12 protein-coding genes are annotated in these 15,157 nt (G+C 63.8%); 8 read left to right on the forward strand and 4 right to left on the reverse strand.

Annotated elements, in window-relative coordinates; genetic code table 11:
• Positions 1-141: 141 nt before the first annotated feature.
• The 4 genes from atpE (at position 142) to HMPREF0326_RS02275 (ending at position 3,009) form a co-directional block, all read left to right on the forward strand.
• On the forward strand, positions 142-465 hold the full coding sequence (gene atpE, locus HMPREF0326_RS02260) for an ATP synthase F0 subunit C (RefSeq protein WP_008682519.1): 324 nt from the start codon (positions 142-144) through the stop codon (positions 463-465).
• Between the two features lie 356 nt (positions 466-821).
• Complete coding sequence (locus HMPREF0326_RS02265) at positions 822-1,466, forward strand: redox-sensing transcriptional repressor Rex (protein WP_008682521.1); 645 nt, start codon at positions 822-824, stop codon at positions 1,464-1,466.
• Between the two features lie 11 nt (positions 1,467-1,477).
• Complete coding sequence (locus HMPREF0326_RS02270; protein ID WP_008682523.1) at positions 1,478-2,272, forward strand: adenosylcobinamide-GDP ribazoletransferase; 795 nt, start codon at positions 1,478-1,480, stop codon at positions 2,270-2,272.
• Positions 2,273-2,430: 158 nt separating this feature from the next.
• Positions 2,431-3,009 (forward strand): nitroreductase family protein, encoded by a 579-nt coding sequence (locus HMPREF0326_RS02275; protein ID WP_008682525.1) that lies wholly within the window; start codon positions 2,431-2,433, stop codon positions 3,007-3,009.
• A gap of 86 nt (positions 3,010-3,095) precedes the next feature.
• Here HMPREF0326_RS02275 and HMPREF0326_RS02280 read toward each other — a convergent pair whose 3' ends face one another.
• The 3 genes from HMPREF0326_RS02280 to HMPREF0326_RS02290 all read right to left on the reverse strand — a co-directional run bounded on the left by HMPREF0326_RS02280 (position 3,096) and on the right by HMPREF0326_RS02290 (position 7,318).
• Complete coding sequence (locus tag HMPREF0326_RS02280) at positions 3,096-4,328, reverse strand: glycosyltransferase family 2 protein (protein WP_008682527.1); 1,233 nt, start codon at positions 4,326-4,328, stop codon at positions 3,096-3,098.
• 18 nt (positions 4,329-4,346) lie between these two features.
• A complete protein-coding gene (locus HMPREF0326_RS02285; protein ID WP_020990160.1) occupies positions 4,347-5,900 on the reverse strand; it encodes a cobyrinate a,c-diamide synthase in 1,554 nt (517 codons plus the stop codon).
• A 140-nt stretch (positions 5,901-6,040) separates the two neighbouring features.
• Positions 6,041-7,318: a phosphoribosylaminoimidazolecarboxamide formyltransferase gene (locus HMPREF0326_RS02290; protein WP_008682532.1), complete on the reverse strand. Its 1,278-nt coding sequence runs from the start codon at positions 7,316-7,318 to the stop codon at positions 6,041-6,043.
• A 404-nt stretch (positions 7,319-7,722) separates the two neighbouring features.
• On the opposite strand from HMPREF0326_RS02290, the gene HMPREF0326_RS02295 reads away from it, so the two are divergent.
• The 4 genes from HMPREF0326_RS02295 (at position 7,723) to HMPREF0326_RS02310 (ending at position 13,955) form a co-directional block, all read left to right on the forward strand.
• Positions 7,723-8,163, forward strand: a complete 441-nt coding sequence (locus tag HMPREF0326_RS02295) for a hypothetical protein (protein WP_008682536.1) — start codon at positions 7,723-7,725, stop codon at positions 8,161-8,163.
• Positions 8,164-8,669: 506 nt separating this feature from the next.
• Positions 8,670-9,947, forward strand: coding sequence for an adenylosuccinate synthase (locus HMPREF0326_RS02300; protein ID WP_008682537.1), 1,278 nt, complete (start codon positions 8,670-8,672; stop codon positions 9,945-9,947).
• A 20-nt stretch (positions 9,948-9,967) separates the two neighbouring features.
• Positions 9,968-10,882, forward strand: a complete 915-nt coding sequence (locus HMPREF0326_RS02305) for a DNA polymerase III subunit delta' (RefSeq protein WP_009303126.1) — start codon at positions 9,968-9,970, stop codon at positions 10,880-10,882.
• Between the two features lie 142 nt (positions 10,883-11,024).
• A complete protein-coding gene (locus HMPREF0326_RS02310; protein WP_008682539.1) occupies positions 11,025-13,955 on the forward strand; it encodes a transporter substrate-binding domain-containing diguanylate cyclase in 2,931 nt (976 codons plus the stop codon).
• Positions 13,956-13,980: 25 nt separating this feature from the next.
• Here HMPREF0326_RS02310 and HMPREF0326_RS02315 read toward each other — a convergent pair whose 3' ends face one another.
• Positions 13,981-15,156: an MFS transporter gene (locus tag HMPREF0326_RS02315; protein WP_008682540.1), complete on the reverse strand. Its 1,176-nt coding sequence runs from the start codon at positions 15,154-15,156 to the stop codon at positions 13,981-13,983.
• Between the last annotated feature and the right edge of the window lies 1 nt (position 15,157).

The following is a 15,157-nucleotide window of genomic DNA, read 5'->3' on the forward strand; positions in this document are numbered from 1 at the left end:
GGTCCGGAATCCGGGCCGCGGGCGGAGCCGCCGCCGGAACCGCCTGAGCATGCGGCCCGGATTCCGGAATGAAACTGCTCGCATCATTTGGGGGAATGGTCGTACGCGACCCAACTATAAACCAGTGTAAGGAGTGCTCTCATGCGTAAATTTCTGATGATCGCCCTGAACACCGTGGCGCTGCTGGGCTTGGCCAGCATGGCTTTTGCCGCCAACCAGCTCGACTCCGCCGCTCTGGGCTACACCTGCCTGGCCGCTGCCCTCGGCATCGGCATCGCCGCTTTCGGTTGCGGCATCGGCATGGGCCTGGGCCTCAAGGGCGCCTGCGAAGGCGTTGCCCGCAACCCCGACGTGAGCGGCAAGATCACCGGTACCATGATTCTGGCCTTCGCCTTCATCGAATCTCTGGCCATTTACGCTCTGGTCATCAGCTTCATCCTGCTCTACGCCAACCCTTACGCGTAGTTCGCGTTCGATCGCACAAAAAAAGGGAGGCCAAGGCCTCCCTTTTTTTGTGCGCGCGGATCTCGCCGGATTTCGTCACGGAGACACACGGACGCGCAGCCGCGTCCGTCACGACAGGCCTTCATCCTTTACTGCGGACCGCGCCCGGCGCCGGCAGGCTCTAGTTGTTTCGTCCCTCCCGAACACGCAACTCCGCGTAACGGCGGGCAAAACAAACAGGCAAACGGTCAGCGCGCCCACAGCCGGACCTGCGCGGCAGCCCTCTTGCGCAATGCTCCGTTTTCAAGTATTCTGAATAATACTTTATTTCACAAGTCAACATTAACGGATTTGCTCCGAGCTATAAGGCACCGCACATGGTCACTCAACCCAAAAGCAAACACATTCCCCGCGCCACCATCCAGCGTCTTGCCACCTACGTGCAGGTGCTTGAAAATTTCGCCCGCGACGATGTGGAAGTCATTTCCTCCAACCCCCTGGCCGAAGCCTGCGGCGTCAACGGCTCGCAGGTGCGCAAGGATCTGGCCTATTTCGGGGAATTCGGCATCCGGGGAGTGGGCTACCATGTAACCTCGCTCATCGCGGCCATTACCTCGGCACTGGGCGTGGACCGCGAATGGCGCATGGCCCTGATCGGCGTGGGCAACCTGGGCAAGGCCATTCTGAACCACGGGGAATTCCGCGCGCGCGGCTTCAACATCGTGGGCATCTTTGACTGCGATCCCTTCAAGATCGGCGAAATCGTGCACGGCCTGGAAGTGCATTGCACCAAGGATCTCAAGGGCATGGTGGCGGAGCTGAACATTGAAATCGGCATCATCACCACCCCGCCGGAACGGGCTCAGCGCGCGGCCCAGCACCTGATGGACGCGGGCCTGATCTCCATTCTCAACTTCGCGCCCGCGCGGATCAAAGTGCCGGAACGCGTTCACGTGGAATACGTGGACTTTTTCCACCACCTCTACGCCCTGGCCTTCAATCATACCCAGGCCCGTTATTGAACGGACCCGGCATGTCTCCAGCCGCATGGGGCGGACGTTTTCTAGATGCCCTGGCTTTTCTGACCCGCCTTGCGCCGCCCCGGAGTTTCACCGCGCAATCTCTGGCGGCCAGCGTGCCGTGGTTCGCGCCCGCCGGTCTGGCCTTGGGCTGCCTCTGCACGCTGGCGGCCTGGCTGGCCCTGACCATTCTTTCCACCGCAACCGGAGCCTCCCACGCTATGGGAACAGCCTGGCCCGCCGCCGCTCTGGCGGCCTGGCTCTGGTTGGCCCTGGAACTGTGGAGCACGCGCGGCCTGCACTGGGACGGCCTGGCCGATCTGGGCGACGCCTGCGGCAGCGGCGCGAGCGGCGCACGTTTCCGGGAAATTCTGCGGGACAGCCGCCTGGGTGCCTTCGGCGCGTTGAGCCTGCTGCTGATCTTCAGCGGCCAATGGCTGGCCCTCGCCTGGCATCTGGCCGCCGGGCAGTGGCTCATGCCGGTGCTCGCACCGGCATGGGGCCGGGCCTGCGCTGTCTGGCTGGCCGCCTCCGCGCCGCCCCATAACCCGGATTCTCTGGGCGGCCTGGCCTGCACCGGGGCCGGTCCGACAGTGCGTCGCGTCTACCGGCTGGGGGCGCTGCTGCTGGTCTGCCTGCTGGCGGCTTTGGGCCTCTCCCTTTGGCAGGGTTTGGTCCTGATCGTCGCGCAATATTGTCTCACACGCCGCCTGGCCGCACAGGCCCGATCACATGGCGGGCTTTCCGGCGATTTTTTGGGCGCGGCCATCGAGTTGGGGCAGTTGTGGTTTCTGCTGGCAACGCTGTAAGATGGAGCAGGCATATCCCCGCATAATCCAGAGCAATTCTCATTTGAAATAAGTGAATTGCTCTGGTGGCCGCGTGCGGACGCCGCCTCCTTGCACTTGGGCGGCGTAGCATTTGAAATGTGCAATATTTCAAACGCAAAATACGTAAGGAGCGGAACATGGACTTCAAGGAATTGGCGGAGGCGGCCCGCACCTGCCGCCGTTTTGAAGAGGACAAGCCCCTGAGCATGGCTGACCTGGACTGGCTGACGGAGTGCGCCCGCCTGGCACCCTCGGCCCGCAACGCCCAGGAGCTGCGTTTTATTCTGGTGGGACCGGGCGAGACCTGCCGAAAACTGTTCACCCTGACCCGCTGGGCCGGAGCGCTTAAAGACTGGGGCGGCCCTCATCCCGGCGAGCGGCCCACGGCGTTCATTGCCGTGCTGATGCCTGAAAACGGCAAGGAACTGCTCTGCTACGACACAGGCATTGCCTGCCAGACCATCCAGCTTGCGGCCGCCAGCCGGGGCTGGGGTTGCTGCATCATTCAGTCCTTTGACCATAAGGCCGCGCCGGAATTGCTGGACGTGCCCGAGGGCATGAAGATCGCCCTGGTGCTGGGCCTGGGCGTCGCCAAAGAAAAACGCCGGATCGCCCCCATGCCCGCTGACGGCTCGTTCGGCTACTGGCGTGACGAACAGGGCGTGCACTATGTGCCCAAACGCGCGCTGGACGATCTGGTGCTCAAGCGTTTTTGACAGGCCACGGCTTCCACGGAAACAAAAAGCGCCGCCGGATAGGCGGCGCTTTTTGTGGCATCGGAGCATTTCAAAGCTGAAATGCACTAGTTCCGGATTTTGCCGTAGCCCAACAGCCAGGCGTTAAGCAAATCGGCCAGAGCCGTGTCGCCGTCGGCATAGGCCTTGCGCCTGGCCGCCTGGACAAAGGCGTGCCGCAAAGCGCTGCCTCCCTTGGCGTCTCTGTCCTCTTCTAGGCCGTGCATGAATTCCACCATCTGTTCCTGCAGGCCCTCTTTCCGCAACAGGCGCAACAGGCGGCTCTGCACATCCGGCGAAGAAAAAAAAGACAGGGCGCGTACGCCCGCACGCAGGGCGTCAGGCCCCCGGCCCTGGGCCTCCAACTGGTCCATGAGTCGGAGCCAGCCCCCGCGCCAGAGCGGTTCACGCTCCAACTGCGCGACGCAGGCCGCCGCGTCGAATGCGGCACCGGCAAAGGCCGCGTCCAGTTCCCGCTCCCGTACCTCGGGCAGGCCCAGGCGACAGGAAAGCGTGGGCCCGATGCGCAGCTCATAGCCGTCCATACGGGCCAGACGGTGCATATCCGCCGTCACATCCTGATGCCAGCGCTGATAAAAGAGCTTGCCGTTCTGCAAATCATGCTCAAAACGGCCCGGCGTCTGGCTGGTGTGGTGATATAACACGCTTTCCCCGATCACGGCCAGCCGGAAGCCCTGCCGCCGGACGGCAAAACAGAAATCCACATCCTCACAGCCGTTGCGGTAGCCCTCAAAAAAGCCGCCGCAGGCCTCAAATATCTGCCGCCGCAGCATCAGGGCCGCGCCGGTAATGGCCTGCAAAGGGCGCTTTTTCCGTAGTACGGGATGGTTGCCGGGAAAATGCTCGTAAATATGGCTGACTTTGTAGAAAGGTGAGAAGCTGATGCCGCAATGCTGCGCCGTGCCGTCGGGATAGAGCAGCAACGGCCCGGCCGCGCCGAGGCGGGCATCCTCAAAAGCCGCGCGCAACGGCGGCAGCCAGCCCGGAGTACAGGTGGTGTCGTTATTCAGAAAAAAGAGCAGGTCGCCTGCGGCGGCGTGCGCCCCCAGATTGCAGGCCTTGGCGAAACCCAGGTTTTCCGGCAGGCGCAAGGCCTTGAAGCCCGCGCCCCAGAGGCTTTGCCCCAGAGGCTCAAGCTCGCCGACCGTGGCGTCCGTGGAGCCGTTATCCACCACCAGCACTTCCAGGTCCTGGCCGGCGGAATGCGTCGCCAGGGAGCGCAGACAGGCCGCCGTCATCTGCCAGAGATTCCAGGCCGGGATGATTACGGAAACGCGCATGCCGCCTCCCTTGTCCACTCAGGCCGCACCGTTCCGCTCTTGGCGGAAACGCCGGGCAGCGGCCACAAAATTATCCGCCCAGCACGGCACGGCTGGTGCGAAAATATGGGTATAAGCGGCCCAGACCCGTCCCCGCGTCAGGCCGTCGCAAGCCATGCCGCCGATATGGCCCATCCCCTTGCCCCGCGAGAGCTCCAGAGCGCAGGAAGGCGCCGCGCCTTCCCACTGGCAGCGCGAATAGTGAAACTCATGCCCGCGCAGGATCAGGCCCGGCGGGAAAAAAGGATTTTCCGCCCGCACCGTGCCCTGTACGTAGCCCAGGCCCTGAGGCTTGGCGCAAAAGCGCGCCGTCACCGGAAAGACATTGCTCATGGGCCAGAGCCCGTCCTCCCGCTCTATGCCCCGAGCCAGGAGCATGAAGCCGCCGCACTCCGCATAGATGGGCAGGCCTTCGCGGGCCAGACGGGCCAACAGGGGCAAACGCGGCGAGCGGCTCAGCTCCGGCGCGCAGTCTTCGGGGAAACCGCCGCCCAGATACAGGCCGTCCAGCCCCTCCCAGGGATCAGAGCCGGATTCCGGGCCGCCGTCCAGAAGGGAAAGCCGGACCAGCTCCGCCCCGGCGCGGGTCAGCGCCTCCAGATTTTCCTGATAGTAAAACCAGAGCGCCGCATCACGCACATACCCGATGCGCGGCCGCGGAAGAAGGCTGGTCACAACGTCGCCGCGCTCGCTCGGCGCGGAGAGAAGTGCCACGCCGTCTTCGGCATCCTTTTCCCGCGCGGAATCTTCCCCGCCCAGAAGGGAGACCTCCCGCGCCGCCGCCAGTACGGCCGAAAGATCCAGATGCGCGCGCACCAGGGCGGCCAGATCGTCCAGACGGCGTTCCGCGTCCCCGGCCAGAGAATCCCCGCAACAGGCAATGCCCATATGCCGTTCAGGCAGGGGGTTTTCCGCCAGGCGCGGCAGCGCGCCCAGCACGGGCACATCCGTGTAGGTTTCCAGAGCGCGGCACAGCACGCTTTCATGCCGGGCCGAGCCCACCTGATTGAGCACCACGCCGCAAAAACGGAGGCCTTTTTCAAAATGGAGCATGCCCTGGACCAGAGCCGCCGCCGTGCGGGTCATCTTGGTGCAGTCCAGGCTGAGCAGGATGGGGCAGTCCAGCGCGCGCGCCAGTTCCGCCGTGGAGCAGGAGCCCTCCACGTCCAGGCCGTCGAACAAGCCCCGGTTGCCTTCCACGAGGCCCAACACATTTGGCGTGCCTGCCTCGACCGAATCGCTACGAAGCAGCGCCTCCATGGCCTGGATAAAAAGCGCGCGCAGCCGCGCGGGCGGCAGAAAGTAGGGGTCCAGATTGGTAGCGGGCCGCCCGGCGGCCAGGGCCAGCCAGGCCGCGTCAATATAATCCGGCCCCTTCTTGAAGGGCTTGACCGCCACCCCGGCGGCGGATGCCGCCCGCGCCAACCCCAGGGAAAGCAGGGTCTTGCCGCCCCCGCCGGACAGCGCGGACACGCAGAGCCGGGGGAAAGCCGCTTGGGGTGGCGCTGTGCTGAGGGAGGTGGGAAGCGGCATACGACTCCTTATTCCCGGCATGGAAATTTTTTGTCGCTGGCAAGAAAGGCAAGTGGCCCGGCGCGGGCGCGTAGCCGTCTACGTAACCAAGCCGGGCCGCGACGCCTGACGCCGCCAGCGGCAAAAAGGTTCCATGCCGCCTAATGTTTGAAGGAGCGCTGCCCCGTAAACACCATCGCCACCTGCGGCCGCGCCTCGTTGCAGGCCATGATCACCTCGGCGTCGCGCAACGAGCCGCCGGGCTGGGCAATGGCCGACACGCCCTGGGCCACGGCGGCGTCCACGCCGTCGCGGAAGGGAAAAAAGCCGTCGGAAACCAGACGCGAACCGAGCAGGCCGCCGCGCGCCTCGCGCGTGCGCAGGCCGATGTCGGTCAGCTTGTCGTTCAGGGCGGCGTCGCTCGCGGCCTTCTGCTTGAGCTCGTAGAGCGAAAGCCCCAGTTCTTTGAAGGCAAGAGTGTCGGCGTACTTGGTGTAGGCCTTGTGCACGGCCAGTTCCACGCAGCCCACGCGGTCCTGCTCGCCGGTGCCGATGGCCAGGGTGGCCCCGTCGCGGACGAAAATCACGGAATTGGAGGTCACGCCCGCTTCCACGGCCCAGGCAAAGCGCAGATCGGCCAGTTCGGCCTTGCCAGGCGCGCGCGCCGCCACCTCAAGGCCTTCCTTGGTGGAGGCAGTGGCGGGCAGGAAGTCGGCATCCGTGAGGATGCGGTTCACAAAGGATTTCTGCACAATGACGCCGCCGTCGGCCAGACTCTTGATATCCAGGAAGGCCGAACGGGTCAGCTCGTCCAAACGGCCCAGGCCGGGCAATTCCATGATGCGCAGGTTCTTGCGGCGCTTGAGGATCTCCACCGCGCCTTCTTCGAAAGCGGGCGCGGCCACCACTTCGAAATAATTGGCCGCCACCATTTCAGCGGCCTCGCGGCTGAAGGGCCGGTTGACCACCACCGCGCCGCCGAAAGCCGCGATGCGGTCGCACCAGAAGGCCCGCTCCAGAGCGACGGCCACGCCGTCGTCGGCCCAGGCCGCGCCGCAGGGATTGTTGTGCTTGAGAATCACGGCCGCCGGACGTTCGGCGAGGTATTGCAGAATGTTGGCCCCGTTGTCCACATCGGTGAGGTTGGTCTTGCCCGGATGCTTTCCGGCCTGGATCATCTGCGCCTCGGTAAGGGCGGAGACGATGCCGTTGCCCGGCCCGCGCCAAGTCAGGCCGCCGCAGGCCAGGGAGCCCTGCTTCAGGGCATAAAGCGCGGCGGGCTGATCGGGATTTTCGCCGTAGCGCAGGCCTTTTTCTTCCTGGTCCAAGGTCCAGACGCGTTTTTCGTAGACGAGTTTTTCCTCGCCCAGGATGATGGTCATGGTTTCGGGAAAAGCGTCCTTGCGGACAGTGCTGTACATGGCCTTGAGATCCGACATGCTGCCTCCGATGTTGTCGCCGGTCGCGGAAGCGCCTGCATAGCACAAAAAGCCTCCAGGGGCCAGACCCGCCCTTCCGAGCGCTGCGGGGGCGGCGGGCGCGTTGACGAACCGGGCGCAACAACATACATAACAGCCCGATGGGAAACGGGCTGTGGAGCCCGGCGCGGCGACAAGAGCGCCGCGAGCACGGCAAAAACCGCGTTTTTTGCTGTGCGGTCTTCACGCCGAACCGGCAGGCGGGGGGGCATCCCACTAGAGCGGGCGACCGCAAAAGTGGCGGCGCGGGAAGGCACTTTTTCGCGGGACTCGGCGAGAGCACGCTCTTGCCGACGGTGCCGGGAAAAGGTCATACGGCCTTTTTCATCAGTCTGACACTGTCACCACACTGCCCAGGAGGTCACATGGAAAAGCTGCTCGCCCGGCTGGCGCAACAACTGGACGCCATTGATGAAGCTTCGCTCATGTCGCTGTGGAGCAAATACGCCACGACCGCCAGCCGCTTCGAGCCCACCAAGCGCTGGGAGGAAGCGGCCCTGATCTTTTCGCTGATCCAGGCCAAGCGCTGGAAGAATCAGCTTTTCAATTACTACTGGTCGCAGCAGAGCCGCCCCGGCGCGCAGGATCAGCTTGAGGCCCCCGAAAGCCTTGCCCCGGACTTCGGATTGGAGCCCGCGGAAGCCCCCGACGCCGGACAGACAGGCGGGCAACGCATTCAGGACGGCCGACCCGCGCGGCGCTGCCGGGTCCTGGCGTTTCACCCCGCGCCCGGCGACAGTTCCGCCGAGGCTGACGATATCCCAACCGCCCCTGAGGATTCCGGCAAGCCGGGTACGGACGACTAGAGCATTTCAACTTTGAGAATGCACATTCTCAAAGTTTTTAAGACGCCCGCCCTGCTCTCAATGTCCGTACGGCGCGCTTAGCTCTGCTGTCCTCGCCCATAAAGCTCGAAGACTCGCTAACGGGCGAGGCAACCGCGCAAATAAATTGCGCTTACGCCAACGTCTGACGCTCGTGGCGGGCGTCTGCTTACGCAGCCGCCAGAGCAATTTCAAAGTGAAATTACTCCAGCGCCGCGTCAAGCGACGCCAGCCCCTCTCCCTGAAAACACTTTGCCCGTTCCAGCGTCTTTTCCGCATCCGCGGACGATATGCTGGACTGACGCCACCGCCGCCATTTGACTTGCCTTGCCATCCGGGATAGGTATCATTACGGTTTTGCGTGTTGTGTCCGCCCTTGCGCGGACGCCTGCGAGCGGCCCGGCTTTCCAGCGCCGATCCGCTCTTGTTGCACGTGACGCCCATTTTACAACCAGACCGCCGCAGGCGGATTTCAGGCAGGTGAAACAATGGCGAACACGGTCATCATCGGCGCGCAGTGGGGCGACGAGGGCAAGGGCAAGATTGTGGACATGCTCAGCGCCCAGAGCCAGGTCATCGTCCGCTTTCAGGGCGGCAACAATGCCGGGCACACCATCAAGGTCAAGGGCGAGGAGACCATCCTGCACCTCATCCCTTCCGGCATCCTGCACGACGGCAAAATCTGTCTGATCGGCAACGGCGTGGTACTGGACCCGGCGGTCTTTCTCAGCGAGGTGGACCATCTGGCGGCCCGCGGCATTGACGTGGCTCCCACGCGCCTGGGCATCAGCAAAAAGACCCATCTGATCATGCCCTACCACAAAAGCCTGGACAAAGCCCGCGAAGCCAAGCGCGCCGGGCACAAGATCGGCACCACGGGCCGGGGCATCGGCCCCTGCTACGAGGACAAGGCCGCCCGCGTGGGCCTGCGCGCCGGGGATTTGGCCGATCCCGGCTTGGTGCGCGAAAAAGTGCGCCACGCCCTGCTGGAAAAAAACGTCCTGCTGCGCGATCTCTACAAATTCGAGCCCCTGGACGAAAACGCGGTCTGCGACGAACTGCTGGGCCTGGCCCCGCGCCTGCTGCCCTATCTCACGGATGTGGACGCCCGCATCCATGAGACCATGCTGGCAGGACAGAACGTGCTCTTCGAGGGCGCCCAGGGCATCCATCTGGACATCGACCACGGCACCTACCCCTTTGTGACCTCCTCCAACACCGTGGCGGGCAACGCGGCGGCGGGCAGCGGCGTGGCACCCGGCACGCTGAACCGCATCGTGGGCATCGTCAAGGCCTACACCACCCGCGTGGGTTCCGGGCCCTTCCCCACCGAACTGCTGGACGACACCGGCAGCTACCTGCGCACCAAGGGACATGAATTCGGGGCCACCACGGGCCGCCCCCGCCGTTGCGGCTGGCTGGACGCCGTGGTGCTGCGCGAAACCGTGCGCCTCAACGGCCTCACGGATATCGCGCTGACCAAGCTGGACGTGCTCCAGAATCTGCCCGCCCTGCAGATCTGCGTGGCCTACGAGCTGGATGGCAAGCGCCTGGAATACCTGCCGCAGGAAGAAGGCGCGCTGGGCCGGGTGACGCCCGTGTATGAGGAACTGCCCGGCTTTGAGGACGACATTTCCGAATGTACCGCGTTTGAGGAATTGCCGGGCACTGTGCAGGGCTATATCCGGCGTATTGAGGAACTCAGCGGCGTGAAGGTCTCCATGATTTCCGTGGGCGCGGACCGCCGCCAGACCATCGTGCGCTGAACGCGCGCCGCGCGGCAGCCATGAACGCAAGCCTGCTCCCCGCTGTGGCGGACCCGGCCTTTGACCGCCTCAAGGCCGTGCTGGACCGTCTGGGCCAAGCCCCGCCCCAGGTTCTGCTGCTGGAAGGCGGCAGCGAGGAGCAGCGCCTGGATCTGGCCCGCTACTGGGCCGCGCGCTGCAACTGCCCTCAGGCCGCGCACGCCGAAAACGGCGCGCCCTGTCTGGCCTGCCCGGTCTGCCTGCAGATCGCCTCGGGCGAATATCTGGATTTGGCGGCCTATGACGGCCGCATCAGCAACCGCGAGGATGAGGAAAATCCCGGTCTGGTGCGGGCCTTCAACATGCAGCGGGTACGTGAGCTGAAAAGCCGTCTGCGCGACGCGCCCCACGGTCAGGGCCGCCGGGTGGTCCTGCTCATGGGCTTGAGCCTGAACCGCGACGAGGCGGCCAACGCCCTGCTCAAAGCCCTGGAAGAACCCTCGCCCACCACTGTTTTCGTGCTCCTGGCCCCGCAGCGTGAACAGCTCCTGCCCACCCTGGTTTCCCGTTCCTTCTGCCTGACTCTGCCCTGGCCGGACAGCCGGGCGCGGGATACGGCTCTGGCTCCTTGGGAAGAAGCTCTGGCCGTTTTTCTGCGCGACGGGCAGGGCTTTCTGGACAAGGTTTCAGCCCGTGGGGCCATGGACGCGGCCCTAGCGGGCCGCCTGCTCCTGGCCGGACAAAAATCCCTGAGCCGCGTACTGGCCGACGAGGCCGAGAGCCCGCTGGATATGCTCCTGGCCGATCTGGACGCGCGCGGCCGGGCCGTGTGTTGCCGCTGGCTGGCCGAAGCCCAGGATATGCTCCAGTACGGCGTCACTCCGGCACGCGTGCTGGAGGCCCTGGCCGCGCGGCTCTTTGTGCTGCGCTTCCAACGATACCATGGTTCTGATTGACAGGCGCGGCATTCTTTCCCGGAGCCAGGCGCTTCAAGAACCGGAGGAGCCGATGTCCAGAGAGAGAGAGAGAGAGAGAGAGAGAGAGAGAGAGAGAGAGAGAGAGCATCCGCAGCCATTATTCAGGATGCCGAAAATCTGCATGAAGATAACAGAAAAAATACGTTTGGCCGCATCCGCGAAAAGTTGCGGCCGGCCCGCCGCTCTGCTCATCCCGGCTCTGGCTGTCGTCCTATGCCTTCAGTGCCTCCCGGCCCAAGCGACCACAATACGGGTGGGCTTTTACCCCCAAGCCGGCTTTCACGAGTACGATCATGGTCGGCCTGCGGGCTATGACGTGGAATATCTGGAGAAAATCCGCAGACGCACCGGCTGGTCCTTTCAATTCGTGCCCGCTCCCACCTTCAAGGCCGCCCTGGAAATGCTCGACATGGGCGAAATCGACCTGCTCGGCGGCGTCCAGTGGACTTCAGAGCGCGCCGCCCGCTATCGTTACTGCCCCTACGCCAGTGGCACCACCTCCGTGGCCCTGATCACTCTGAAAAAAAACCGGGAGCTCATCTTTGAGGACTTCCAGCGCCTTGCCGGGCTGCGCATCGGCAGCGTCAGAGGGTACGAGCGCGCGAAAGGCTTTGCGGACTATATGCGGATGCAGGGCTGCGTCCCGCCCCGGCTGACGGAATACGACGATATTGCCGAGGTGCGGCAAGCTATGCACGCCGGAAAACTGGACGCCTTCCTATACAGCATCACCCATCTGAACGACGATGAAAAGGTGCTGGCCCGCTATAATCCCACGTCCTTTTTCTATATCACCGGCAAAGAGCACTTTGCTCTCATGACCGCGCTGGAAGAAGCCATCGGTCAGTTGAAGCTGAATCAGCCGGGTTTTGAGATCCAGCTGCTTCAGACCTATTTTCCTCAAATCGCCCGGACCCCGCTGAACAAAACGGAACTGGACTTCATCGCGCACAGCCCCTCCTTGCGCGTGGGCTATGCTCCGGCGCGCAGGCCCATTTCCTGGATGGACGAAGGCACGGGACAGGCCATGGGCATTCTACCGGACCTGTTGCGCCTGCTGGCCCAAAACAGCGGGCTTCGGTTCACCTTTGTGCCCATGTCCGACAAAAACGCCACGCCAGCGGACCATCTGGCGCGCGGCGACATCGACCTGGCGGCGGGGGTCATGGTCAACACGGTCGACCAAATGGATCCGGCCTTCATCCTTTCGGTTCCGGCCCTGCGCAGCAGCATGTTTTTCTTCGGAAAAAAGGGACTCTCCTTCTCTTCCGGGCGACACCTTCGCGTCGCCTTGCCCGAGGACTGGCACGACGGCAGGCAATACGTGGCCGCTGTCTATCCGGCCTTCCACGTTCAGCTATACGCCGATACGGAGGCCTGCCTGAAAGCCGTGGAGCAGAACGAGGCCGACGTCCTGTTCCAAAACGCCTTTGCGGTCAATTACCTGCTGGCCAGGCCGCGCCACGCGAACATCATTTCGCTGCCCCAAAGCCAGGCCTTTGAAGACGCCCGTCTGGCCGTGAGCGCCGCAGCCCCCACGGAGCTGCTCTCCATTCTCAACAAAAGCCTGATTGGCCTGGATGAAAAACAGAAAGACCAGATCATCTCGGACAACATTTCCATCGTGACGGCCCCGCTGGACCTGACCGACTTTTTCCATCAGTATCAGGGAGCGCTCTTCATTATTGCCGCGCTGCTGCTGGCCGTGGGCACTGTTACGATCTACGCCCTGCGCCTGCGCCGCCGGAACGAAAAAGCCGCCCTGGAAAATGAACGCCGCCTGGCCTACATCACGGACAATATCGACGGCGGCGTCATCAGCCTGCGCATAAACGAAGCACTGAACATTCTGGACGCCAACCACGGCTTCTGGCAGATGCTCGGCTATGCCGAAGTCCCGCCCGGACATCCCGGTCTGGCGGCATACATTCATCCCGAGGATCTGCCCCGGGCAAGAAAACGTATTCGCGCCAAACAGTGCGGCGAATCAGCCTCGGGCCTGGAATTGCGCCTGCGCCGCCGGGACGGCGGCTGGCTGCCGGTTCTGCTGCGCGGCAGCGCCATCAAGGAGGGCGACATGGACACGCCCATGCACTGCCTCGTGATGGACATCACCACCCTGACCGACATCCGGGAACGGCTCGCGCAGGAAGAGGAGCTCTACCGCACCGTTCTGGAGCAATCCGGAGAAGTGGTCTTTGATGTGGATATGCGGAAGAGGCAGTTTCTGACCTCGCCCAACTTCCACACCAAGTTCGGACGGGAATGCGTGCCGTTCTATGGGGCGGACGGCAAGGTATGCAACAATCAGGCCGTGCATCCCGATGATGTGGATATCCTGGAAGAGCTGCGGCAGCGCATCCGCAACGGGGAGCGCACGGTCTTCGCCGTGCTGCGCATTCCGGCGGCCGACGGCCGCTTTATCTGGTGCCGGGTACAGACCACCCGCATCAGCAAGGACGGCGCGCCGCTGAGGATGGTAGGCAAAATAGTGGACATCGACGACGAAGTCCGCAAAAATACGGAACTGGAACGCCGCTCCCAGCGGGACAGCCTTACGGATCTTTACAACAAGCAGGCCTTCCAGGAAAAGGTGCGGCGTTGTCTGCCCGTGTCAAAGGAGTCCGGCAAGGAAAGCGCCCTGCTTTTCGTGGACCTGGACAACTTCAAGACCCTGAACGACACACTGGGGCATATGGTGGGTGACAAGGCGCTCGCGGCTGTGGGCAAAATCCTCAGCAGCGTGTTCCACAACGCGGACGCTGTGGGCCGCTTCGGCGGAGACGAATTCTGCGTCTTTGTCCGGGGCATTCCTCGCAATGTTCTGCGGAAACGGGTGGAAAGCCTGCGCACGGCATTGCGGCTACATTTCGAGGAAAACGGGCAACATGTAGATCTGAGCAGCAGCATCGGCGTCTACCTTTTTGACGGCAACGAATCCTCCTACGAAGAAGCTCTGCAGCGGGCCGATCAGGCGCTATACCGGGCCAAGCAGTCCGGCAAGGACCGCTTCACCTTTCATGGCGAAACGGACGAATCTGGAAGCGCCTGAAACGAGATAAGCACTATTCCCCCGCTTACCCTCCCCGCAGCTTGAGCCAGCCCAGAAAGGCCGCCCCTGCCACCAGGCAGGAGATGCTGCCCGCGGCGGTCACCGGCCCGCTCCAGAACGGCAGGGAACAGAGCAGCATGGACAGGCTGCCGCAGAGCAGGGCTCCGCTGTTGATGAGCGAGGTCACCGCGCCGTTGTCTCCCCGCACGCATTGCATCAGCAGCACTGTGGACGGCGGCCGGATGGCGCTGCCGCAAAAACTCACCGGCACATAGAGCAGCGCGAAATGCCACGGCCCCGCGTTGCCGAAGAGCAACAGCAGGCCCCCGGCCACGCAGACCAGCAGCAGATGGACGGCAATAACAAGGCCGCGCCGCCAATGCCGGAAAAAACGCATGTGCAGCAGCGGCCCCAGCAGGCTCATGCCCGCGTTGAAGGCGAAAAACCAGCTGTATTCCTGGGCGGACAGGCCGAACCGGGTCTGGAAGACATAGGACGAGACCGCCAGATAGGCCATGAAGGGCATGCTCATGGCCGAGAATAGCAGCAGGGGCGCACCGAAGCCCGGCGTGCGCAGAACCACGAAAATCCGCCCCAGGGCATTGAAGACGGAGCCTTGCGTGGCCCTGGCCCTGGTTTCCCGCAGGGCCAGGCCACCGGCCAGGGCCAGAAGCCCGCAGCAGGCCAGACACCAGAAAATGCCGCGCCAGTCGGTGAGCAACAGCAGGCTGCCGCCCGCCACTGGGGCCAGCATGGGGGCCAGGATGGTCACGGTCTGAATCCAGGTGACCACCTTTTCCATGGCCGAACCCCGCAGAATGTCCTTGACCACGGCCAGGGACATGGAACTGATGGCGCCGCTGCTCACGGCCTGGAGGCCGCGCCAGAACAGCAGCGGGCCGATGGAACCGGCCAGGGCGATACCCACGCTGGACAGGACGTAGAACGCACCGCCGGTGAGCAGCACCGGCCTGCGGCCGTATTTGTCGCTGAGCGGGCCCCAGATCAGCATGGACAGGGCAAAGAGCAGCAGAAAACCGCTCACCGTGAGGCTGGTCAGGCTGTAGGTGGTGTTCAGGGCCTCGGCCATGTGCGGCAGGGCGGGCAGATACATATCCGTGGAAAGCGGGGCAAAGGCGCTCAGAAACGCCAGATAGGCGATCAGCCGGCGGTTGCCCCATGCGAAAACGCTCCTGGGCATA

The sequence above is a fragment of the Desulfovibrio sp. 3_1_syn3 genome, from assembly GCF_000145315.2.
Lineage (GTDB): Bacteria > Desulfobacterota > Desulfovibrionia > Desulfovibrionales > Desulfovibrionaceae > Desulfovibrio > Desulfovibrio fairfieldensis.